This window comes from Leptothoe sp. LEGE 181152 (genome assembly GCF_032906605.1).
GTDB classification, from domain to species: domain Bacteria; phylum Cyanobacteriota; class Cyanobacteriia; order Phormidesmidales; family Phormidesmidaceae; genus Leptothoe; species Leptothoe turfae.
This window is the reverse complement of sequence record NZ_JASATU010000012.1, coordinates 145,357-167,458: the sequence shown is the minus strand read 5'-3', so window position 1 is coordinate 167,458 and position 22,102 is coordinate 145,357. Positions and strand designations below refer to the sequence as shown.

16 protein-coding genes and 1 pseudogene are annotated in these 22,102 nt (G+C 48.6%); 10 read left to right on the top strand and 7 right to left on the bottom strand.

The window, feature by feature from the left end:
* Window positions 1–454 precede the first annotated feature (454 nt).
* The 3 genes from QGP82_RS07165 (at window position 455) to QGP82_RS07155 (ending at window position 3,307) form a co-directional block, all read left to right on the top strand.
* Complete coding sequence (locus QGP82_RS07165) at window positions 455–2,095, top strand: lipocalin-like domain-containing protein (RefSeq protein WP_499058060.1); 1,641 nt, start codon at window positions 455–457, stop codon at window positions 2,093–2,095.
* A gap of 100 nt (window positions 2,096–2,195) precedes the next feature.
* Entirely contained in the window at window positions 2,196–2,543 is a 348-nt protein-coding gene (locus tag QGP82_RS07160; RefSeq protein WP_163670421.1) for a hypothetical protein, read from the top strand.
* A 50-nt stretch (window positions 2,544–2,593) separates the two neighbouring features.
* Window positions 2,594–3,307 (top strand): 4'-phosphopantetheinyl transferase family protein, encoded by a 714-nt coding sequence (locus QGP82_RS07155; protein WP_499058058.1) that lies wholly within the window; start codon window positions 2,594–2,596, stop codon window positions 3,305–3,307.
* A 33-nt stretch (window positions 3,308–3,340) separates the two neighbouring features.
* Here the strand turns inward: QGP82_RS07155 and QGP82_RS07150 are convergent, their stop codons facing one another.
* The 4 genes from QGP82_RS07150 to QGP82_RS07135 are packed head-to-tail and all read right to left on the bottom strand — an operon-like array spanning window position 3,341 to window position 7,599.
* Window positions 3,341–4,801, bottom strand: a complete 1,461-nt coding sequence (locus QGP82_RS07150) for a condensation domain-containing protein (protein ID WP_499058057.1) — start codon at window positions 4,799–4,801, stop codon at window positions 3,341–3,343.
* Between the two features lie 13 nt (window positions 4,802–4,814).
* Window positions 4,815–5,582 (bottom strand): polyketide synthase, encoded by a 768-nt coding sequence (locus QGP82_RS07145; RefSeq protein WP_163699968.1) that lies wholly within the window; start codon window positions 5,580–5,582, stop codon window positions 4,815–4,817.
* The gene (locus QGP82_RS07140; RefSeq protein WP_163699966.1) at window positions 5,570–6,337 is read right to left on the bottom strand and encodes an enoyl-CoA hydratase/isomerase; all 768 of its coding nucleotides are present in this window, start codon (window positions 6,335–6,337) and stop codon (window positions 5,570–5,572) included. The genes QGP82_RS07145 and QGP82_RS07140 overlap by 13 nt, the downstream gene beginning before the upstream one ends.
* Window positions 6,337–7,599 carry a hydroxymethylglutaryl-CoA synthase gene (locus QGP82_RS07135; RefSeq protein ID WP_163671846.1) on the bottom strand — a complete coding sequence of 421 codons (1,263 nt, stop codon included), beginning with the start codon at window positions 7,597–7,599 and terminating at the stop codon, window positions 6,337–6,339. Before QGP82_RS07135 ends, QGP82_RS07140 begins: the two co-directional genes overlap by 1 nt.
* Before the next feature lie 1,260 nt (window positions 7,600–8,859).
* Here QGP82_RS07135 and QGP82_RS07130 point away from each other — a divergent pair.
* Window positions 8,860–9,933: a GNAT family N-acetyltransferase gene (locus QGP82_RS07130; protein WP_163699964.1), complete on the top strand. Its 1,074-nt coding sequence runs from the start codon at window positions 8,860–8,862 to the stop codon at window positions 9,931–9,933.
* Between the two features lie 92 nt (window positions 9,934–10,025).
* Here the strand turns inward: QGP82_RS07130 and QGP82_RS07125 are convergent, their stop codons facing one another.
* Entirely contained in the window at window positions 10,026–14,213 is a 4,188-nt protein-coding gene (locus QGP82_RS07125; protein ID WP_499058054.1) for a TIR domain-containing protein, read from the bottom strand.
* A 571-nt stretch (window positions 14,214–14,784) separates the two neighbouring features.
* On the opposite strand from QGP82_RS07125, the gene QGP82_RS07120 reads away from it, so the two are divergent.
* Entirely contained in the window at window positions 14,785–14,949 is a 165-nt protein-coding gene (locus QGP82_RS07120; protein ID WP_163670432.1) for a hypothetical protein, read from the top strand.
* Window positions 14,950–15,073: 124 nt separating this feature from the next.
* Here QGP82_RS07120 and QGP82_RS07115 read toward each other — a convergent pair whose 3' ends face one another.
* Window positions 15,074–15,217, bottom strand: coding sequence for a hypothetical protein (locus QGP82_RS07115; RefSeq protein ID WP_163670433.1), 144 nt, complete (start codon window positions 15,215–15,217; stop codon window positions 15,074–15,076).
* Between the two features lie 159 nt (window positions 15,218–15,376).
* Window positions 15,377–15,832 (bottom strand): annotated as a pseudogene (locus tag QGP82_RS07110) (pentapeptide repeat-containing protein); the annotation flags it as partial.
* Between the two features lie 251 nt (window positions 15,833–16,083).
* On the opposite strand from QGP82_RS07110, the gene ppsA reads away from it, so the two are divergent.
* The 5 genes from ppsA (at window position 16,084) to QGP82_RS07085 (ending at window position 22,066) form a co-directional block, all read left to right on the top strand.
* Window positions 16,084–18,537 (top strand): phosphoenolpyruvate synthase, encoded by a 2,454-nt coding sequence (ppsA, locus tag QGP82_RS07105; protein WP_499058051.1) that lies wholly within the window; start codon window positions 16,084–16,086, stop codon window positions 18,535–18,537.
* Window positions 18,538–18,572: 35 nt separating this feature from the next.
* The gene (locus QGP82_RS07100; RefSeq protein ID WP_250565185.1) at window positions 18,573–18,701 is read left to right on the top strand and encodes a universal stress protein; all 129 of its coding nucleotides are present in this window, start codon (window positions 18,573–18,575) and stop codon (window positions 18,699–18,701) included.
* Entirely contained in the window at window positions 18,698–19,207 is a 510-nt protein-coding gene (gene hoxE / locus QGP82_RS07095) for a bidirectional hydrogenase complex protein HoxE (RefSeq protein ID WP_163670435.1), read from the top strand. The genes QGP82_RS07100 and hoxE overlap by 4 nt, the downstream gene beginning before the upstream one ends.
* The gene (gene nuoF / locus QGP82_RS07090; RefSeq protein ID WP_163670440.1) at window positions 19,204–20,826 is read left to right on the top strand and encodes an NADH-quinone oxidoreductase subunit NuoF; all 1,623 of its coding nucleotides are present in this window, start codon (window positions 19,204–19,206) and stop codon (window positions 20,824–20,826) included. Before hoxE ends, nuoF begins: the two co-directional genes overlap by 4 nt.
* A 124-nt stretch (window positions 20,827–20,950) precedes the next feature.
* On the top strand, window positions 20,951–22,066 hold the full coding sequence (locus tag QGP82_RS07085; protein WP_163670442.1) for a hypothetical protein: 1,116 nt from the start codon (window positions 20,951–20,953) through the stop codon (window positions 22,064–22,066).
* Window positions 22,067–22,102 lie beyond the last annotated feature (36 nt).

Genomic DNA, 22,102 nt, shown 5'->3' with positions numbered 1-22,102 from the left:
AGCTTTTGATGACGGGTCTCAAAATCCCAAAATCCTTGTTGTCCCATCAGAAGTCTCCCTGTCAACCCTAATCCGTAACCATGATCTCATATTGAGACTCTATTTTTGAATTAATCGAGGTGCCCATAAGAAAATATGAGACTTACTCACCTGAAGAAAGATACTTTCAGTCAGCTGCAAGGTGTGCCTAAATGTCAGAGATTATTATGATTAAAAATTGTTATTCTTAGCCATTCACTGTATCGTGGTACCTGTTATAGGCCATAAAGTATTAAAGAAATAGAAGAAGACAACGCAGGATTCCTTCTCAAAAGTGTTATTTCTTACTTGATCTCAATGACTCGCCAGGTTATTGTGGCGAACTTGTTCGAATCGGTTATCAACTTAGTGCATCTGTCAGCTCGCTAGAGATATCGTGAACATTACCCAGTCAAAACCGGTCTCCGGGACTATATTGAAATACTTGGAATCTGTTAACACTGCCGTTAACAAGATTACGGATCCAGCAACTGGTGAAGCCGTTCAAATCCCAAACTATGAGGTCCTTCAAAGGGCTGCTCGTGGATTGGATGAATCTTCATATCCATCGCAAACAGCGCTGATTATTCAACGACTTCTCGGCAGAGGTGCCAGCTTTGATATGGAGACAGCTGGGCCTGAGCAGCCCCTCAGTTTTCCGAAGGATCACCATTTACATCCAAAAATGGGGCCCGAGTGGCATTATTTGAGCTGTGATCTGAATACCAAAGGCCCGAATGGTGAATCGCAGCGCATTGGTGTAATGATTTGGCTGCAAAAGAATCGCATTGTCGGTACTACGGCTCAAACGGAGGCGAAGTGGAGCGATGAGGAATCCCTTATTTGCGCCTCTAAGGTGACTGTGGTTATGAAAACAGACAATGGCAAGGGACGACTCATTCGGCGAAATCGAAACCTTCAGTGGCCTCTTAAAGGCGGGCATATAGCTTACAGCAAACCTGGTGAGAATTTTCGCTTTGTGTGTGGTCCAGATTCTTTCTCCGGCTCGAAGAATGTTCTGCCGCTGCGAGCGCAGGTGAACGATGGAGACCGTATGCGTTTGGACCTGGTGGCAGACTGTCAGGATGAGCTTACCCCTGAGACCGCTTTTTTCCTTCGCGGTGTTAATGGTTGCGGATTCACCGAATTACCCGCTCCTGGCTTTGAGTATGGTTGGCCCCAGATCAAGGTGTCTGGTACGGTCATGGTGGAGGGCAAAACGTATCAGGTAGAGTCTGGCTTAGGTTGGATTGATCATCAAAACCTGAATGGCAGTTTGGAAAATCCGCCTCAGCAAACTCCTGGTTATGACAGTATCCCCTTTGTTGACGATGGCCAGCCTTTTCTCGGTTGGTGTTGGATGTATTTGAACCTGGCCAACAAAGATACTCTAATGACCATCGGTTTAAATGTTGGACCAAATCCGATAGGCCTCTCGCCGCAACTACCTATAATCTCCACATCTAGCTACTATACATCGATCAAAGAGGGTAAGTTAGACGTAACCATTCTTAGTAACCCTGAGAAACCTCCACTCGTCGGAGAGATGAAAATCACGAATTTTCAAGTATTGCCAACGATTACGAATGCGTCCGGTCCCTATCCCCCAAATGCGCTCATCCCTAATGGTTGGACCCTAACTAATGTTAAGGATCATTCCTGGGCTCATGCCCTGGCAGGTAATGTGACGGCATGGTCAGATGACGCTACATTTAATGCAGAGGATTGGAGCCTTGCCAGTGAGATGCCTGTAGATTTCACAGATACCAGTGGCCAATTTGCCAACGGCACGGGCTATGCTGAGGTTATTGGCTATGAAAACTCGTTTAGTTTCCAGCAGCGCGCCTTGGTTTTCCTTGAGACTGGAGTTTTACCTGGCGCGATTCCCGAAGTGAGTCTAGCCGCGACGAAGCCAATTTTGGTAAAGCTCGGGAAAAAGCCTCGCTCACATATTACCCAACTAAGGGAAAACTTTGATGGCCCCATCATGGATAAAATCTCAGATATATTGAAGGGGTTGGAAGCAGAGGGAAAAGTCGAAGACGATACTCAAATCGTCATCGCAATGGTGAAGTAGGGGGCAGATGCCCCATGGCACAATCAGTTTTCAACGATAGGTGATACCACCTTAGATAACGGTCAACTTAAACACACTAGTCAAATAGGAAGTAATTATCATGTCTGACCAGAAAAATAATGATGTTGAAGTCATTGATGCATCCGATAACGACGATGATAAGCCTGCTACCGATAAGCTTCTCGGTGGCCTGACGGACGAGATCAAAGTCTTTTCTAAAGCTGCTGCTGTTTATTTCGAGAAGTTAAGCGAGCTGCATGAAGAATCGGAGAGTAATAAGAAGCACAGCTCTCTCGTGGATATTTTGACTAATAACCACAAAGCCCAAAAGGCTGCTTGGAAGCATGTAGTTGAGAATTCTGAGGCCCACAAAGAGAATGAAAGGCAGGCCAAGAGATTCATGCCGAAATCAGCTATTGATAGTCTTCATGACTGGCTTGACGATTAGATGAATCGAGAGTTGCCATATCGATTGAAATCGGCTCTGCAATGAGATCATTGACTAACAATCTTGCAAAGATTTGGGTAGTCGATGTCTCTCAGCTTAGTGGAGTCGATATTCTGCGCTGCGAAGCTGCACTCGTGCCAGCAGAAATTGAGCAAATGCGACGGTTCCAGTTCGATCTGGATCGGGATGCTTATCGTGCGGCCCATGGCCTTGCCCGACATGCTCTCTCATCATTTGAACTGGACGTGGCACCGCAGAATTGGGTTTTCGAATCCACCCCCTACGGTCGACCGGAAATTGCTACAGGGTATGGCTTTCCACCCTTGCGCTTCAATATTTCACATACACGTGGCATGGTGGCTGTTATCGTAGCGCGCGAGTTAGATTGTGGTGTGGATGTGGAGTCAGTCGAGCGCTTTAATTGTTTGGAACACTTGGCTGCAAATGTGCTTGCCCCTGCCGAGTTGGCTAGCTTGTTGACGGTGCCAGACTCTGAGCGACCTCTGCTTTTTAGTCGGTATTGGACACTCAAAGAGGCCTATTCAAAAGCCCTCGGACTTGGTCTGTCAATGCCATTTGAACGCATTGCATTTGAACTACGAGAAGGAGGTCCTCGACTGCTTAACCAAGCTGGTGACTGGTTTTTTGAGCAATGGCTAGCATCACCAAATTACATGGTGGCGACAGCCTTTCGGAGTCGCCAACCGCTGCGTTTATTGCGTCACTGGGGTTTTCCAGAACCTATCCACTCTATAGACTTATGAGGGGAATTGCTGGGCACCAGTTGTCCAAGCTGATTAAGCTGTGCTTTGAGCCATGGTGTTGTTTCCCTTGGCTACGGCCAGCGCCGTTGTTTTAAAGCGATGTTTTAACAGAGCAGCATCCTTGCTGCTGAATTGTTTCTCGTTGTAACTCAGGTGAATATTTAGTAGGTCTTCGAATAAGACAGCGCTAAAAAGAGCAGTTCCGAGTATCGACGGGGCTACGTAACCGCGGGCATTAGTGACCGTAAAATTGCCAGTCTTAGTCGACATTTTTTGTAGATTTAGAAACGTCAAGCTGGTGGAACTGTACTTAGCCATGCTGACAATGAACCGAGCCGCTCGATCAACACCTTTGCTTCCTTTTGGGAAAAATAGTTTCCAGTCCATGATGGCCGCAACCGTTGGCATCACAAACAACCGGGGAGAATCTTTCTTCATGGCGGACTTGATTTCGCGTCTAATATCCTTGGCCATCTCGGGGATGTTTTTTTTATCCGTTAGTTTGCGAACCACATCCACGGTAGAGGAGAACAAGCCAAAATCATTTTTGGGAATGGACAGGAAAGGACGGAGATTGATGGGCATGGGCATGGTGATGACCCGCTCGGTTGTATCTTTTTGCTTTGGGCTCTCGGCCAGGAGCGGGTGAATGACATCCATGGTGATGGCGATGAGCAGCGCGTAAAGGGTGACCTGTTCTTGCTTGGCATATGCAATTAGGGACGCTGTTTCTGTAGCATCAAATGAAAAGGTTTCGACGATGGGCAATCGCTCAGCAAACGGCACATCTGCATCGTTGCGCAACGGTGCTGGCATGTCACCCAGCTGATTGATTTGCCCCATTACCTTTGATTGACAGCCTACCATTTGCAACAGACCTTTAATCCCCTTGAAACGGGAGGCCATGCCATCTTCCAGCATCGGCGGGAAGGGAAGCGATTCCGGTGATGGTAAGCTTTCACCTGAGGAGATTTTGCCAAGTAAATTGACAATGTCCACCAACAGGTTTGCATGGGAAAAGCCGTCGCCGATTAAATGCTGAAAGGTTACGAATACGGAGCAGTAATCCTCGGAAAATCTTACGAGTTTTACCCGGATCATTAACTCATGATAGCCGTCAAATGGTCGGCGCAATTCTTCGGTGGCAATCCGATCTCGATTCTCCTCGGTGCTTGAACACATTTCGATGGGGATTACCGGTGCTTCTGCTGGCTCATAACAGGCAAAGTATAGTTTCTGATGTTCCTGGCGTAGGATGCTGCGAAGCATCGGATACCGTATTTGGCACCAACGAAGCACCTGCGCTAAAGTATCCTCAGTCACATTGCCATGAATATCCACAGCCGCACCTATGTTAAATGGGCTCGCTTGGTCAAAGATCCAGGCGGAATATTCCATTTTGCCGAGCGGTCGGGCAATGGTTGGTCTGTTATCAGGGGATGTAGGCGCTTGAGTATTCAGCTTGCGTTTAAATAAGGTGAGCAGATCATTCATGGGTCAGGTGATGTTATTTGCCGAATAAAGACCGAATGTTATCTCTTACTTCTTGCTGATGGAAGGTGATGCCATGCATGGTTACTTCTTGTTCAATGAACCGGGGTAAATCCTTCCGCAATTGCTGCACAAGATGATCCTTCAGGGTGATCAGGGAAACACGCGGTATCCGAGCTAGGTCCCGAGCTACGTCCAATGCCTGCTTCATGACCTCGGTTCTTGGATAAACAGGAAAAACAGCGCCTCGCTCTTTTAACTCTGCCCCCCGGTAGCGACGGGCTTGAAGCAACATTTCTGGCCCCAGGACTGGTCCTAACTTATGGGGAACGATCATAGTGGCCCCCATGCCTGGCGTGAATCCGTACTTCATAAAATTGGTTGTGTAAATACTCTCCCTGCTTAAGATCACAAAGTCGGCAAATAAACCCATCACAAATCCGCCGCCAATGCCATGCCCCTGCATAGCTGAAATTACCGGGATCCGGCAATCGAGGGCGAGGCCATAAATGTTGTTGTCTGAAAATTTTCCATTCCCTTCCTGGAGGGTCAGTAAATCCTCTTGTGTGCCACCGCTGGCAAAATAACTGTCAAAGCCAGTCAGGATAACGGCCTTAAATGTGTTGTTGGTTGCGATGCTTTGGAAAGCAAGAATCAGTTCACGGCTCATTTGATGGGTGAAGGTATTCTTGTGCACGCGATCGCACATGGTCACCTGGACAATATAGGGTTCCACCTCCTTAACATTGACCACTGATTCCGATACCGTGCTCATTCCTCCCATGGGAATACCCCTGTTGTAACATAGCGGGCAATTTTATCAAGATTGTCCATGTCGGTGAAAACCTCTAGATTGGCCGCCAAAGCCTGGGGGCGTGCCTGGGCGAGCGAGCCATCGAGATCGCCCATGTAACGCTTATAACGGGTGATGCCCTTTTTAGAAAGCCGTCTCAGGCGAAGCAGATGCTTACGGAGCAGGTTCTCGCTGTTGGCATCATAAGCGTCCACCAACCCCCAAGCCTCAGCTTTTTGAACGGAGATGGGTTGGGTCATCAGGGTCAGGTAATGAGCCTTTTGAAAGCCAATGCGACGGTTTAGAAACGGCAGCACACAGGCAGGCATGAGTCCGAACAACAGTTCGGACAAGCTGAATATGGCGGTTTCATTGGCCAGAACAATGTCGCAGGCCGCAACAAATCCCATACCGCCTGCGTTGGCCTTTCCCCGAACATGGGCCACGCTGACATAAGGCCCAGTGGCCAGATCTAACCAGACATTGTACAGAGGTTCAGGATCCTGCCCCTTTGCTTCACCACCCGCTAGACTACGCTCGATCGCCTGGAAATCTGCCCCAAAACAAAACACTTCAGGCAATCCCTCAATTACCAGAACGGTAATTGTGTCTCGATACCTCCGAAGCACGTCTTGGAATTCTGCTATCAGTAGATCGTTGATAGTATTATTGGCTTCTGGACGGTTAATCTGTAGCATGCAAATTGGACCGTCAAACCTGATGCGTATGGTATCGTATTGCTCCATTACGATACCCACTCATATTCACGATGATATTCTTGAATCGCTTTGAGAAACAACAGCGGTTTCCCATTCCTTGCTGATCTTGCTGCAGGCATAAAGTTGGGGTCTAATGTCGCGTTGCGGGTGCCAAAACGAACCGCGTGATTACCCAACAGCATCTTGTCATATTCCTCCATGGATAGCTCGTAACGCCGATTCAATTGCGCCTCAATCCCCATGCGACGAAGACGTTGCTGTCCCTCACTGGTCACTACTCCACTAAAAAATTCAGAGCAACAGCCAGACCCATAGGAAAAACATCCGATCCGTTGCGGTGAATCAAAACTCGCGCAATCGATGGTGCTGGCCAGGGACAATGCCATTGTTCCCCCCATAATGTTGCCGACCCGCTGACAATAGGTGAGACCCGGTGCAACCCGACGGCTGAAATCTTCCTCAATCTGCGGTAGCTTAGCCTTGGCCATCTTGCGCATCATGTTGCGGTGAGCCCCTTTGACCATGCCACCAAACGGGGTGTGAAACGAGAGGTAGCCAAAGGAGCTGGTATAGTCGACATCTTTGACGCGTTTTTGGTATTCCAGATAGGCCTTCTCACAACACTCTAGATAGGACAATAGCGATAGGTCCGCATCACCCGCTTCGCTGTCGGGAACCGGACGACAGGTGTCCATGACCTCAAACCCGTAATAGCCATTGGCACCGATATCGACCTGGAAAATATAGGGCATTTCGCTGACTAGCATGGCAACTGAGCCAGCCCCGCTACTAGGCTCGGCAAATGACCAGTCGTGCGTCAGCTCTTGACCACCCTCCGCAACCAGAAAACGGGTGATATCTGTTGCCACTACCAAGGCTTTTGCCCCGGGCGATGTTTGAGAAAGAATTGTATTGACTGCCATTTGCAGACCAGCAACCCCGGAATAACAGGCATTTTTGAGTTCAAACAGGCGACAGTTTCGATTGAGTTCAAGATAATGGTGTATGTAGGTACTGATCGATTTACCAAAATCGATCCCCGACTCCGTACACGTGATGAGCAGTTCGATGCGATCTTTTTCAGCCGGACTCAACGCGTCCACAATCGGTTTAGCTGCATTTACTCCGAAACTGATCGGATCCTCGTAAGGCAAGCTTACGGTCTTTTCCTTCATCAGAAGGTTCTCAAAACGATCAACATCCAGTTTGCGATGCACAGCCAATTTACTTACATCCAAGTAGGCCGTACCTCCGAAAACATTCATTGCTTCAATGCCAACGTGTTCCACAGTGTCTCCTTGGATAGCATCGTATGGAGCCATATTTCGAGTCGACATGGAATTCGACATCTATGGCTCGTTAAACAAGAATATCTATGTAGTATCAAGATATCTGTGTAGAGTATCACCTTAATTTGACTTTATCCATCAAGTCGCATGGTGTGAAGTAATTCTCATTGGTTTTATTGTAGGCTTACAATTTTCTTCAGGTCTTAACCTGTTTATACAGGTTAACAAATTCCGCAGTGCCTATCAGTGGCACATACTCGACATCCTCTTTTAGGAGAGTCTCATATTCCTCATTAATAAACTCCCTCCTGCCTAGACTCAATTTATCCGTTACAAAGACAGCGTCAAAGCATTACAGTTGATTCCCAAAACCTAAAGATTAATCAACTTTCTGCTTATTGTTCAAAGGGTTATGAGGGTGGGTGAATCAGTTATCTTGTACTAGTCGGTGAGATAACTGCTATATAAGAAACCCCACAAGTGCTAAGACCCATGGGGGCTTCGATTTAGATATAAAGGGTTAAGAAATATAGTGCTCTTTCTACTCAGATGTAGGGGTTGAAAGACGTTATGCACTCACTTGCGTTGTCTGTGAATTCACAGTAAGCTAGCCATAGGTTATGTCATTCTCTTTATCCGATATGCCTATGGTCTGCTTATACAACCATCAAGGTTGCTTGGTTTGTGTCGGCGATCACTGCGGTGTAAGCGGATTAGGGATTGAGTCAGGGATTAACGGTGTATTCCTGTGTTAGCCCCGGATGTTGTAGCGATGGATTGAGTGCAGGTTTAAAATACAACAACACCCAGAACACTCAGCTGAGGAACTCTTCTAAAATAAACAAGACTTTTTAGAGGTATTTAATGTCAGGCGAACTGACTATAAACAGGGCTCTCTAGTGCAAGTAAGAAGAAATATCAGTGATGTGCTTGGGTGTTGTCTTTGAGCCTTCTGATGATTCTATCGAAATATCTATCGTTAGACCTCCCTGTATTGTGGCTATGAGCTTTTCAACTCATGTGTACAGCATATTCCTGTAGTGCTTCAAAATCTCTTCTCTGATACAAACGTTAACGTTGTTATTTTTCACTGTTATCCTTGCTAATCAGTGGCTTAAGTCTATGGATTGCTGTGGTTGAGGACGCAGCTAGTGGTAATGTCATCCGTACCAACTAGACTTCTGGCGTCTCACCAGTAAAGTGGCACATCTTCTAAGGATGGTATCCTCTTTGATCGCTATAACTTGAAAGGTGTTACTAATGAATGCGACATCGACAATGCTGCCCTCCATCACCAACGCCATTGACAAACAGGTCTTGTCCTCTGAGTTGACTGTAGACAAGCTGATTCGGACCCATAAAGGGTTAGAGATCTATCTGGTAACGGCGGATGATGCGCCTCGGGTGATGACCGAAATTGGCCGGATTCGAGAAGTCGAATTTCGCCGGGAGGGAGGTGGCAGTGGAAAACCGAAAGATATCGATTGCTTTGATTATGGACCGGTTCCCTATCGTCAGCTCGTGGTATGGGATCCCGTTGCTCAAGAAATTGTCTCCATGCATCGTTACATTCTCTGCCGTGATGCTCTGCATGTGGACGGTAGGCTGGATCTGGCCACAGCTAAACTGTTTGATTTTTCCCAACGGTTTCGAGAGCAATATTTGCCTAAGACCATTGAACTAGGGCGCTCAGTTGTTAATCGTAGTGCCCAACGACGCAGACTAGGACTATTTGCAGTCTGGTGTGGGTTGGGTGCTTTGATACGAGAGTATCCTGACATGGACTATTTTTTTGGCAAAGTGACTATTGCATCACCCCATTATTACTCTGTCCAAGCGCTATTATTGCCGTTTATGCAACGTTACGGGATGACTCAAGACAGGTTGGTTGTCCCTAAGATCCATTGTCGAATTCATGACCCGGCTACCCTTAATAGTTCATTTCCCCATTTTTCATGGGCAGAGGGCTCTGATAAAACTGCCCTCAATTCTCTTAGGGTTCAACTTAAGAAAACAGGACAGTCAATGCCATCATTGCTCAATAGTTATCTAAAGACAAGCGATCAGCTTCGTTACTTTGGCAGTGTTTGTAATCTTGAGTTTGGCAATGTGATCGAAGCCGCTATTTTAATTCCCATCAACTCAATTAAGGAAAAATCCCATCGGCGATTTATTGATTCATACGTCAGCATCAATTCTCAACGATTTCGGATTCTGGATCGACAAAGTAGGGAAAAAGGGCTTGCTAGAGATATTGCTGGCTTACAAGATTTTATTCACACAACTATGACTAAAAGCAATAAACCCCATCCTATGTACGTTTCCATAGGCTAGAGTTAAGCTCTCCGACATCAGCTCCATTGTTTCTTTCAGTCTTGTTATTACTAGCATTCTTCCTATCTCGGAAAGATTATGGCAATAGCATCCTAACCGTTACACAGTTGGCGAGCGTTCTCATCCATCTCCACATTGTTGTGCAAGTAAAACCTTGCCCAATCACAACCATGTTTCATCAGGTTCTCTAGCTCGAACTGTAATTTCCAGAGAATGACTTTTCCATCTGCACTGGCAGAAACAATTTGTGAGTGTTCTGGATGAAATGTAACATTAAAGACCCAGTCATTGTGACCTGCCAAGGTTAATAGTAACTTGCCATCCAGATGCCACAGTTTAATTGTTTTGTCGCCACTGGCGGAGGCAAGTAACGTGCCATCGGAGTTAAAGCTGATGCCATACACCCAGGCACCGTGACCGGTTAATGTATGTGATAATTCTCCCTCTAAACTCCACAGGCGAATCGCTTTGTCATAGCCTGCCACTGCCAGGGTTTGGCCATCGGGACTAAACTCTATCGCTCTATTCCAGGCACGGTCTTCTTCATCTAAGGTAAGCACACGAGCAGGCTCATTAGCGAAGCTACCATCCATGTGTCGTAGCCGTAGGTGAACATGGGTATCTCGTCCTGTGGAAGCTAACCATTGGCCATCGGGGCTAAAGGTGACGTCATAAACCCGATCGCTATGACCAGAAAGAGTTTGTAGCAGATTACCAGTTTCCAGATCCCAAAGCTTAATGGTGGTGTCGCGACTAGCCGTGGCCAAGGTTTTACCATCGGGGCTAAAGCTAGAGGCATAGACGCGTCCCTGATGACCAGACAATGTGTGTGCCGGTTGATTAGCACCCACCTGCCAAACTTTTGCTGTTTGATCGTAACTGCTGGAAACCAGGGTTTGGCCATCGGGACTAAAGGTCACCGAATGCACGATATTGTTATGACCTTTTAAAGTTTGCAGCAGGGTACCGTTAGAGTGCCAGATCTTAATATCGTTTTTCCCCTCAGCTACGGCCATTAAGGTCCCATCGGGGCTAAAGCTGACATCCCGCATCGGTTCTTTGTGTTCATCCAGGACGGTTACCAGGTCTTCCTGAGTGTGCCAAATGCGAATGGTGTTGTCTGCACTGGCTGAGGCTAGTTGATGATTTGGACTAAAGGTGACTGTCTGTACTTCATTTTCGTGGCCCTGTAGTGTTTTTAATAACTGGCCAGTCAAACTCCATAGTTTAATAGTGCGATCGCGACTGCCCGATGCCAGCCGTTCACCATCATGGCTAAAGGCTACACTATCCACTGAGGCCGTATGCCCCTTGAGTTCTTGCCGGGCAGTCCCATCAGAATTCCAGAGTCGAATAGTGCGATCTCGACTGCTAGAGGCAATGGTTGCCCCATCGGGGCTAAAGACAATACTGGAGATTGCCTGGCGGTGACCGGACAACAGTTTTTCTGGTTGGTTATCCTCGACGGACCACAACTTAATCGTGCCATCTCCGCCGCCAGAAGCCAGGGTTTGACCATCAGGGCTAAAAACCAGTGTCAGCACTGGACTGCCCCCATGGTGCGCTGTGAGTGTCTGGCGCAGAGTACCATCCCGATTCCAAATACGGATATCGCCATCATCACTAGCGGAACCAAGCAGCTGGCCGTTGGGACTAAACTCAACGGCCCGGACAGTCTTGCGGTGGCCGCTGAGAGTTTTGAGCAGGGTCCCCTCGATATCCCAGAGCTTCACAGTGCGATCACCACTGGCAGAGGCTAGGGTTTGACCGTCAGGGCTAAACGCAACGCTATAAATTGCTTCATTATGGCCCTTAAACACCCGTAACAGTTTGCCATCCCAGCGCCAAAGCCGTAGGGTATGATCCCAGGAGACTGAGGCCAAATGTTTACCATCGGGGCTGTAGCTAATATCGGATACCAGGTTGGCATGGCCTGAAAACCGATTGGCTTCATGGATACCATAGAGCACCGAGCCCAATGCCCGAATGACGGGAATAGTCTGTTGGTCAGTGGGATTGATCATTGTTTCTAACTCTCTTCCAGCTTGCAGAGCTGCTTGCAGGGCCTCCAGCTGGTGATGGGAGACAAATAGTGCTTCTGAGGTATGGCTGATGGCCTCTACTTCATTGGCTTTAGCCTGTTGCTCACTGGTCTTAGCCTGTTGTTCACTCACGCGAGCCCAACCAAACAACATCAAGGCGACCACGCCTAACCCAGTGGCGACGATTAAGGCAACACTCAGCACTCCAACAAACCACCGTTGCCGTTTGGCATACTTTTTCTGTTCAGCGAGCCGGGTTTCTGCTTCTTGGGTACGCTCTTTTTGTAGCTGAAGTAGGTGGATCTGGCGCTGCTGTTCAGCAGCCTCTTCAGACCTCTGGGCGGCACGACTAGCATGGATAAATGCTTGTTGTAATGATGTGGCAGGAGGCTGTTTTTTGCCAATTTCGGCTTCCTGTAACCAGGCTTCAGCAATCACTAATTCACTGCCTCGTAACAACAGATCGGCACTGCGATCTTTCTGTTCCCATTCAATGGCCAGTTGACACCACTTTGTATGGCTTTGCACGTGGTTGCGGTCGGTATCCAGGGTACGTACTAGTTGGCTAAAACTAGTTAAAAAGTCGTGGGTTTGGGGTGAAAAATCAATCCAATGTATTTTAGCTAACTCAGGAGGCAACTGTTGGGTATCGACAGACTGATACAATAGAGGAATAAAGCGCTTATTTAGGCTGGCTGCATAGGCGACCTCATCAGCACAGTAGGGAGAGTTTACGGCCTGTGGAGAAATCACAAACAAGAAATTATCCGTTGAGGCAATGCCTCGATAAATCTCCTGCTGAAAGTCTACCCCAAAGCTAATACTTTCTTGATCAAACCAGGTGGTTTTACCCTGAATTTGAAGGGTATCATTGAGACGACGAGCAAATTCTGAATCGCTACGGGAATAGGAGATAAAAACGTCTAGTGACTGGGCCGGAGGCTGGCGTAAGCTTTCTTTAATAAAGGTGGTCTGTAATTTTGTAGGTCCTTGTTGGAGACGGTCTTGAGCGACTTTTAGCCAGGTTTCAGCATGGCGTAAATTGTAGCCCCTTAACAAAATGCTGGGATTGCGATGCTGGCGTTTCCACTTTAGAGCTTTTGCTAGTAGTTGTTTATGCTCGCTGTGGTAGTCGGCCCCATGGCGCAAAATTCGTAATAGCTTGGCAATATCATCTTCATACTGTTCGAGGCTGGTGTTGTCTGAAAAGTTAATAAACTGAAGGGAGCGTTGGCGGGGAGGAAGCCGCTGCATATCCAACGGTTTAACCAGCAGGGGAATAATCCGTTTGTTTAATAACTGGGCATAGGCAATCTCTCGCTGACAATAGGTGGACTCTAAGGCTGCGGGGGAAAGAATATAAATTATATTGTCTGTTTCTTCAATGCCGACTTTGAGGGCTCGTTTAAAGTCTGTGCCAGTGAGAATATCGGTTTTGTTGGTCCAAACAGTAATGTTCTCCCGTATTAAACGCTGACGCAGTTGTTCCCGAAAAGAAATGTCTTCTTCGGCATGGGCTAAAAACACCTGAGTCATCAGATTATGGGCGTTTTTAGTGCTCTCAGTAATAAACTCACAATGTAAATTTGTTGGTAGGCAAGGAGGCTGCTCATCTTTAAATGGTTGAGTGAGCCAGGCTTCTGCGGTTTGCCGTTCTTTTCCAATTAGCAAATAGCCAGATTGCTTTTGATGATATTCCCAATAAAGCGCTTGCTTTAACAGGATGGTGTGGCGGCGTACATATTTTTTCTGTTTTTGTAAGATCGCTAACAGTCCTTGAAAGGACTGGTCAAGATCATCAATGCCTTCGCGATAGTAAATCCAGTTGATTTTTGCGATCGCAGCATGCATATTTAAAAAACTAGAATGTTTCCCAGCAGCCTTATAGCCTTCCCAATCTGCATCTGCACCTTGGGGGTTGCGCTGTTGCCAAATTTCTCGGCTAATTTCTTCGACGTGTAAGATCGGAATAATCCGTTTCCCTCGCGATATGGCCCGCTCAATTTCTAAGCCACAATAGGATGAATTAACAGAATGAGGTGAAATGATAAAGAGAAAATTGTCAGCCCGGTCAATACCGGTGTCAATCTGTTTTTGATAGTCTACGCCTAGAGGAATATCCTCAAAGTCAAACCAAACATCTAATCCTTGATCGACCAGCTGGTCATTTAGCTTTGTAGCGAAGGCTTTGCTATCTGCCCGACCATAGGAAATAAAAGCATCTTGGTAATGAGTCATAATACAAGATGTATTGGTGTTAGACGTATTTAAACTATATCGTTTCAATAGAGCTGCAATCTATACTTCTTTAACGGCGTGCTCTAAAAGGCTGAAGGAAATACCACCAGAGTGCTAGATTGCCCACAAAACCTCCCAGGCTAGGACTATGGATGGGTAGATGGGTGCATGGGACGTGGTGGTTATTTAGCTGCAAGTGCCTGAGGGCCGTAACGCTTGGTTGTAAATGGGGAGGTACTAGGGGCTGTCGGCGTGTTCATTGCACCATACTATTTGTCCTCACAATATCCCCAAACTTTCTCTGTATCTTAAAAGGTGTTCGATATTAAACAATCAGGGAGGGGGGTAGCCAGTGTTCATCTAGAAAACTCGCTTGGAGCATGTAGGGATGCTTTTATGGCGTTATCTGAACCAATCGCTGTTTGATACAAGCAGCAAGATAATTCTTCTAGAGCCATAGCAGTTTTGCCTAACCATAGAGTTTAGTCTTTAGAAGACTGTTGGGAATTGCAATATTCCTACAAAGAAAAGCATTGCTAGATCAATTTATCTGCATTAAGGGAGCTTTATTATGAGCGCATTACAAAGAATGGTAAGCACGGTTGGTCAGTCTATTCAGCAATCTACAGTTTGGATATTTGATGCTGCTAAACGACTCTTCTCTCCCAGTGATGATAACTATCCTGAAACGGGGGTACAGCCCTTTGAAGGAGATATTTCAGAGACTAATCAGTAGGCCATAGCAGGTGGAACTGTGGTTACAATAAGGGGTTGGCAGCCCATCTGGAAAATGCAGATGGGCTGCTGGCTCTGCATACCTAAGTAACGATTGGTAAGGGATGTCCTGTGGCCGTAGTGAACTATTTCTTGACGGGAGAAATGACGTCGTCCCCAACGTTGTTATGACTAATATTTCGAGCATAAATCACGTCCAAGGTGTAACCGGCTGGGTCCTCTACGGGAACACCTGCCGGTTCTGGGTATGGATAAGGGAGGGCTCTCATACCCCCTCAAGCATGGGGAATAATGTGTGTGGGTACATCCAAGATGTCAGGGGTATGAGGGTGTGGCACAAGCCAGAGATTCTGGGGCGGCACCAGGGGGTGCTCCTCATCCGGGACAAAGATCGGGAGGTGGTTGCCCGGTTCAGCCGGTACCGTGCCTCCCCCAATACTGATGGGAGTGCCCACGACCGTCGCCTGGGCAAGGTTGAGGTTCTCCATAGAGGCCCCCGTCACATCCACATAGTAGAGCTGAGCCTGTGCAAAATTCCCATGGTCTAAGTTGGCGTTGACCAGACTGGCATTGGTCAAAAAGGCCCCCGTCAAATTGGCATGGGTCACGCTGGCCCCGGTGAGGTCCGCGCCTTCGAGGTTACTCCAGGAGAGGTCTGCGCCTCGGAGGTCCGCGCCTCGGAGGTCCGCGCCAATCAAATGCGTTTGACTGAGGTCAGCGCCGACCAAATAACAGCGTTGACAGTGGTTGGTGATGAGCAGTTGTTGTACATTGGCGGCCACCCGTGCCTCCAAGCCTGAGTCAATCGGTGCCTCTGCCCGACTGGGGGGAGCGCCCATCAAAAGGGCCATGAGTGGGAGTGTGGCTAAATAGTGTCGTTTCATAGTCTCCTCCTAGGTCAACAGCCAGGCTGTTGCACCCTGTTGAACGAGAACTCCATCGAGCAGACGACGACTCTCATCTACCCTGCTTTAATTGTTGCATGGATGCCAAAAAAGGGACTGCCCCCCGGTCTGGCGTTAATGAAACGATACGTGGGTGGGCATCCTCATAGATTCCTCAAAGTCTTGACTTATACCCAGATTGGAAACGGTCACCCCCGTTTCTAGTGATTGTTATTTTGGATTCTGTTTTTATGGTGCAAACGACCCCTGCAAATTTGGCCCCGACGCCGACTCAATCCGCCTTTATCCTTGAATTTGAGCGGATTACGATTGATGATGTTCCCTGTGTGGGGGGAAAAAATGCATCCTTGGGCGAGATGATTCAACAGCTGACGCCCCAAGGGGTGCAGGTGCCCACTGGGTTTGCCACCACCGCCGATGCGTATCGCTATTTTATACAGCAGGCCGGTCTGGACGAGGCGTTGAGAGCGCACCTAAGCGATCTAGATATCGACGATGTCACGGCCCTGCGCCACTGTGGTCGAACCGTCCGTTCGTTAATCCTCGACACGCCCTTTCCGCCGGAGCTCGAAGCGGCCATTGCCAAGGCGTACTTGACCCTCTGTGCTGACAGTGGGAATCCAGCGCTGGATGTGGCGGTCCGCTCGAGTGCCACCGCTGAAGACCTGCCGGATGCGAGTTTTGCCGGCCAACAGGAAACCTACCTGAATGTGCATGGTGTCAAGGGCGTGCTGGAGGCGTGCCATAAATGTTTTGCCTCGCTCTTTACGGATCGGGCGATCTCCTATCGCACCATCAAGGGCTTTGACCACTTTACGGTGGCCCTGTCGGTGGGTGTGCAGCGGATGGTGCGCTCGGACTTGGCGACCTCGGGTGTGATGTTCTCCATCGACACCGAAACCGGCTTTAAGAACGCGGCACTCGTCACCGCCGCCTATGGGTTGGGCGAGAATGTGGTGCAGGGGGCGGTGAACCCCGATGAATATTTAGTGTTTAAGCCGACCCTTCGGGAGGGATATCGTCCCATATTGAAAAAGCGCCTGGGCAGTAAAGAGATCAAAATGGTGTACGACGTGGGCGGTAGCAAGCTGACGAAGAATGTCCCGGTGTCGGAGGTGGAGCGTCAGCGCTATGCGATTAGTGATGATGAGATTTTAACCCTAGTGCGGTGGGCGTGCATCATCGAAGACCACTATACCCAGGTGCGGGGCACCTACACGCCGATGGATATTGAGTGGGCGAAAGACGGTCTCACGGGAGAGTTGTTTATTGTGCAGGCGCGCCCGGAAACGGTTCAATCTCAAACGTCAGCCTCGATTCTGCGTAATTATGTTCTCCAGGCGGATACCACCAACCTGACGCCCTTAGTGACGGGTCAAGCGGTGGGTGAAATGATTGGTCAGGGGTCCGCGCGGGTGATCCAATCGGTGCAAAACATGGCCGAGTTTCAACCGGGGGATGTGCTGATTACCCAGCGAACAGACCCGGATTGGGAACCGATTATGAAACGGGCGAGTGCGATTGTCACCGACCAAGGGGGTCGCACCTGCCATGCGGCCATTATTGCCCGGGAGTTGGGCATTCCGGCGATAGTGGGGTGTGGCAACGCGACCGAGCGTCTAGCCACCGGAGTGAGCGTGACGGTGACGTGCGCCGCTGGCGAAGTGGGTAAAGTCTATGGGGGACACCTGCCCTTTACGGTCGAAGAAACGGCGATTGATGACATCCCCCGGACGCGGACCCAAATTCTCATGAATGTGGGGAATCCCGAAGAAGCGTTTCATTTTGCGAAAATTCCGTGTGATGGGGTGGGGTTGGCGCGCATGGAGTTTATCATTGCCAACCACATTAAAGTGCATCCCCTGGCCTTACTCAACTTTGACCAGTTAGCCGTCGGCCCCATCAAACATGAGATTGAGCAGCTGACCTCGCTCTATGCCCATAAGCCCGATTACTTTGTGGAACAGTTGGCCCATGGGTTAGGGATGATTGCCGCGGCGTTTTATCCCAAGCCTGTGGTGATTCGGCTCTCCGACCTCAAGAGTAATGAATATGCGAATCTGTTGGGCGGAGCGTCGTTTGAACCGACCGAAGAGAACCCGATGATTGGCTGGCGGGGGGCCTCTCGTTACACCGACCCGCGCTATCGGGAAGCGTTTGGCTTGGAATGCCAGGCCCTACAGCGGGTGCGTCGAGACATGGGCTTGACCAATTTGATTCCCATGGTGCCCTTCTGTCGGACCCCCGAAGAAGGGCAGCAGGTGCTCACTGAAATGGCCCGCTATGGGTTAGTGCGAGGGGAACAGGGGTTACAGGTGTATGTGATGTGTGAGATTCCCAACAATGTGATTTTGGCGGATGAGTTTAGCCAGATCTTTGATGGCTTCTCCATTGGGTCGAACGACCTCACGCAGCTGACCCTGGGCCTCGACCGGGATTCTGCCCTGGTGGCCCATCTTTTTGACGAACGCAGTGCTGGGGTCAAGGCGATGGTGCGTCAGGTGATTGCGAAGGCGAAGGCGAATCAGCGCAAGATTGGCATCTGTGGCCAAGCGCCGAGTGACTATCCTGAATTTGCTCAGTTTTTGGTGCAGCAGGGGATTGATTCCATTAGTCTCAATCCAGACTCTGTCTTAAAGACCACCTTAGCGATTGCGGCCATGGAGGCGGAGACCATGACCTAGGGAGCTGTCTGTGTAGGGGGGCATAGGGAGGTGAGATGCTATCGGGGAGTGTGAGTCATGATGTCATGCATCATGCTCCCTGTTCAGTCCTGGTTGTCCATGGGTCGAATACAACCAAACGTCATGAACACAAGACTGAGGACGTCATCGTAGACCATCAATGACTGTTAACTCCACCATTCATGCTCCTTCAGCTTCTAACAAGCGATTACGCCTGTTAGAAGCCACCATGAAACGGCATCAGTATCGTCCAGATGCGCTGATTGAGGTGTTGCATCGCGCTCAGGAGCTATTTGGTTATTTAGATATCAATTTGTTGCTGCACATTGCTCAGCGACTGAAACTGCCTCCTAGTCAGGTGTATGGTGTAGCTACCTTTTATCACTTCTTCTCGTTAGCTCCAAAAGGCGTACACAGCTGTGTTGTCTGTATGGGGACAGCTTGTTATGTAAAACAGGCGGCACAGCTGCTCAGCTTTTTGGAAAAAACTACGGGTATTAAAGCTGGAGAGACAACGTCTGATGGGCAGCTGTCGTTGATGACGGCTCGCTGTTTGGGTACCTGTGGCATTGCCCCTGCCGTGGTTTTTGATGAGCGGCTTGAAGGGCATCAAACCGTAGAAAGCGTAACGGCACGTCTGAATACTTGTTTATCTGCATCTAAGTCATGACTTTAGAGCAATTACGGCAGTCTGCATCAGCTGCTCCAAAAAAATGTCGCATTTGTTGTTGCACGGTTGGTGGCTGTCTGTCTGCTAATGGTGCTGTCGTTAAAGAACATCTGAAAACGGCGGTGGCTGCTAGTAATTTAACAGCTCAGGTGCAGGTGTCGGGTGTGGGCTGCATGGGGTTGTGCAGTCAGGGGCCATTGGTACGGGTGGAATCTGAAGACGTAGCTGATGTGCTCTATCGGCAGGTGACGCCAGAACAGTCTGCGGCTATTGTGGCATTGCTCACTCAATCGCCTCACGCTGAAAGCAGCAATCTCAAAACTCAGCCGATGGATAGTCCATTTTTTACCAGACAGCATCGGATTGTTTTAGAAAATAGTGGTCGCATTAATCCAGAAAAGATTGAGGGGTATATTGCGGCATCTGGGTATGAAGCGCTTTATCATTGTTTGCGAGAGATGTCACCCGACGAGGTGGTAGATGAGATTACCCGCAGCGGTCTACGGGGTCGAGGTGGGGCAGGTTATCCGACCGGATTAAAGTGGGCCACAGTGGCAAAAATGCCGTCGGGGCAAAAGTATGTAGTGTGTAATGCGGATGAGGGTGATCCGGGGGCTTATATGGATCGCAGCGTGTTAGAGAGTGATCCTCATCGGGTGTTGGAAGGACTTGCGATCGCAGCCTACGCCGTCGGTGCTAACCAGGGCTATATCTATGTGCGGGGAGAGTATCCCCTGGCCATTAATCATCTACAAACTGCCATTCGTCAGGCCAAGCGCCATGGTCTTTTAGGCAGTCAGATTTTTGATTCTCCCTTTGATTTTCGCGTTGATTTGCGCATGGGTGCAGGTGCCTTTGTCTGTGGTGAAGAGACTGCCTTAATGGCATCCATTGAAGGAAAACGGGGAATTCCTCGACCGCGTCCCCCTTACCCCGCTGAGTCAGGATTATGGGGGTGTCCCACATTAATTAATAACGTGGAGACCTATGCTAACATTGCTCCCATTATCCGTAATGGTGCGGCCTGGTTTGCCTCTATTGGGACTGAGCAGAGTAAAGGGACTAAAGTCTTTTCTCTCACGGGCAAGGTGAAAAATGCAGGACTGATTGAAGTACCCATGGGAATATCCCTCAAAGAGATTGTGGAAGAAATGGGACAGGGTGCCCCAGATGGAGCTCAGGTGAAGGCTGTGCAGACCGGCGGGCCTTCCGGTGGCTGTATTCCTGCGGATGCTTTTGACACATCTGTGGATTATGAATCGCTGAAAAAACTGGGTTCGATTATGGGCTCAGGCGGCATGATTGTGATGGATGAGCATACCCATATGGTGGATGTTGCTCAGTTTTTTATGCAGTTTTGCATGGATGAGTCCTGTGGGAAGTGCATTCCCTGTCGGGCTGGGACGGTACAACTTTACCAGTTGTTGACAAAGTTTAAAGAACACCGGGCAACACCCGCAGATTTAGAGCAACTGGAGATGCTGTGTGATGTGGTGAAGCATACGAGTTTGTGTGGTTTAGGACAGGCGGCTCCAAATCCAGTGTTGAGTACGCTGCGATATTTCCGAGATGAATATTTGGCGGCGATGGCGGTGGGGGGTGTTGAAGTGTCTGCCTGAGATTTTACCATGGGCCATCCCGTATCAGACCTGGCGGAACAGGGGGGAGATCATTAGGCATTACAAACAATGGCTTCATAGGTGGGTTCAGTTGTTTAGGGCTCTATGGTTACGGGAAAAATTCATGTCCACAACACCTAGTACAGACAAACAGTTAGGGTGGCATATTTTGCAGCCCCCACGGCAGGCGTTTGGCATTTTCAGTCGCTTAAGACTGGAATGGGATTATTTTATGATCCATGACCATGGAGGAACCTTTACTGGATCCATTGGCTATGTGTTAGCTGATCCAACTGCTCAAAGAGTACGTTGGTTAAAACGATTTACACTGTTGCCGAGTGGTGTGGGTGTTGCGATCGCAGGCATGTTCACTCATGGTCACAAAATCGCAAATTTCCTACATTTCGATTTCGATCAGGCTCAACTTTCCACCGATACCAAATCCCTCACCGCCCAGGATGATGTCAGTAATCTCCAGGCTACTTTCCACGTGAAACCCAATAATAGTCTACAGATAGCAGGGTGCACCCATGACATTGAGTATCAGCTGGCCGTACAAGAAGATTGGCAAAATCACTCTTCCCATGGCAGCGAAGTATTTACGCCCATTACCGGTCGAGATATGGGGCTTCTGCCATGGGAACAATGGACCGTTGATGTCATTTGGCCTCGGACTCAAGTCTCTGGCTATATTCGAGACTTAAGGCAAAAAGTAACTTTTGAAATTGTTGGCCATGGCTATCGCGAAAATTCCTTTGGGCGATGGCTATTTTGGGCAGGCGGCTGGGATTTTGCCGCTATGTCAGACGAAAAAACTGGTGTTCAATGGGTTTGGCAAACCTATCATCATTCTCAAGACTTAAGTTATCTAGACCTTAGTTTTCCCATCGAGGGTGTTCCACAAGCGTTTCGCTTTTGGGCTAGGGAAGGCCAATTACAGTGGCAGCATCACCATTGGTGCTTGGACCCCAAGGCTCAACAGAAGTTTCCTTTGGATGCAACGATTTATGCCCATAATCAGGACTATATCGTTGAAACAACATTGAGCATTGGTGATAATGAGATTGCACTATTACATGAAAATTCTTGGTACACCAGGATCTATGTCATTTTCGCTCTCTTTCCCTTCTGTAAGGGCTCTATTTATAGAGTAGCTGATGGTGCTCGGGTATTGGAATTTAGCGGCCAGGGGGGAGGAGAATATTCCACTCTACGATTTCCTAAAATACGTTTAAGTTGAAACCGGTTGCGTTGACCAGACAGATTATTTAAACGA

Bases quoted from the DNA above. Each gene is read 5' to 3' on its own strand.
- QGP82_RS07160 (WP_163670421.1), top strand. From the start codon at position 2,196: ATGTCTGACCAGAAAAATAATGATGTTGAAGTCATTGATGCATCCGAT.
- QGP82_RS07085 (WP_163670442.1), top strand. From the start codon at position 20,951: ATGTCCACAACACCTAGTACAGACAAACAGTTAGGGTGGCATATTTTG.
- QGP82_RS07130 (WP_163699964.1), top strand. From the start codon at position 8,860: ATGAATGCGACATCGACAATGCTGCCCTCCATCACCAACGCCATTGAC.
- QGP82_RS07120 (WP_163670432.1), top strand. From the start codon at position 14,785: ATGAGCGCATTACAAAGAATGGTAAGCACGGTTGGTCAGTCTATTCAG.
- QGP82_RS07100 (WP_250565185.1), top strand. From the start codon at position 18,573: ATGCTATCGGGGAGTGTGAGTCATGATGTCATGCATCATGCTCCCTGT.
- QGP82_RS07140 (WP_163699966.1), bottom strand. From the start codon at position 6,337: ATGGAGCAATACGATACCATACGCATCAGGTTTGACGGTCCAATTTGC.
- QGP82_RS07150 (WP_499058057.1), bottom strand. From the start codon at position 4,801: ATGAATGATCTGCTCACCTTATTTAAACGCAAGCTGAATACTCAAGCG.
- QGP82_RS07125 (WP_499058054.1), bottom strand. From the start codon at position 14,213: ATGACTCATTACCAAGATGCTTTTATTTCCTATGGTCGGGCAGATAGC.
- QGP82_RS07115 (WP_163670433.1), bottom strand. From the start codon at position 15,217: ATGAGAGCCCTCCCTTATCCATACCCAGAACCGGCAGGTGTTCCCGTA.
- nuoF (WP_163670440.1), top strand. From the start codon at position 19,204: ATGACTTTAGAGCAATTACGGCAGTCTGCATCAGCTGCTCCAAAAAAA.
- ppsA (WP_499058051.1), top strand. From the start codon at position 16,084: ATGGTGCAAACGACCCCTGCAAATTTGGCCCCGACGCCGACTCAATCC.
- hoxE (WP_163670435.1), top strand. From the start codon at position 18,698: ATGACTGTTAACTCCACCATTCATGCTCCTTCAGCTTCTAACAAGCGA.
- QGP82_RS07145 (WP_163699968.1), bottom strand. From the start codon at position 5,582: ATGGGAGGAATGAGCACGGTATCGGAATCAGTGGTCAATGTTAAGGAG.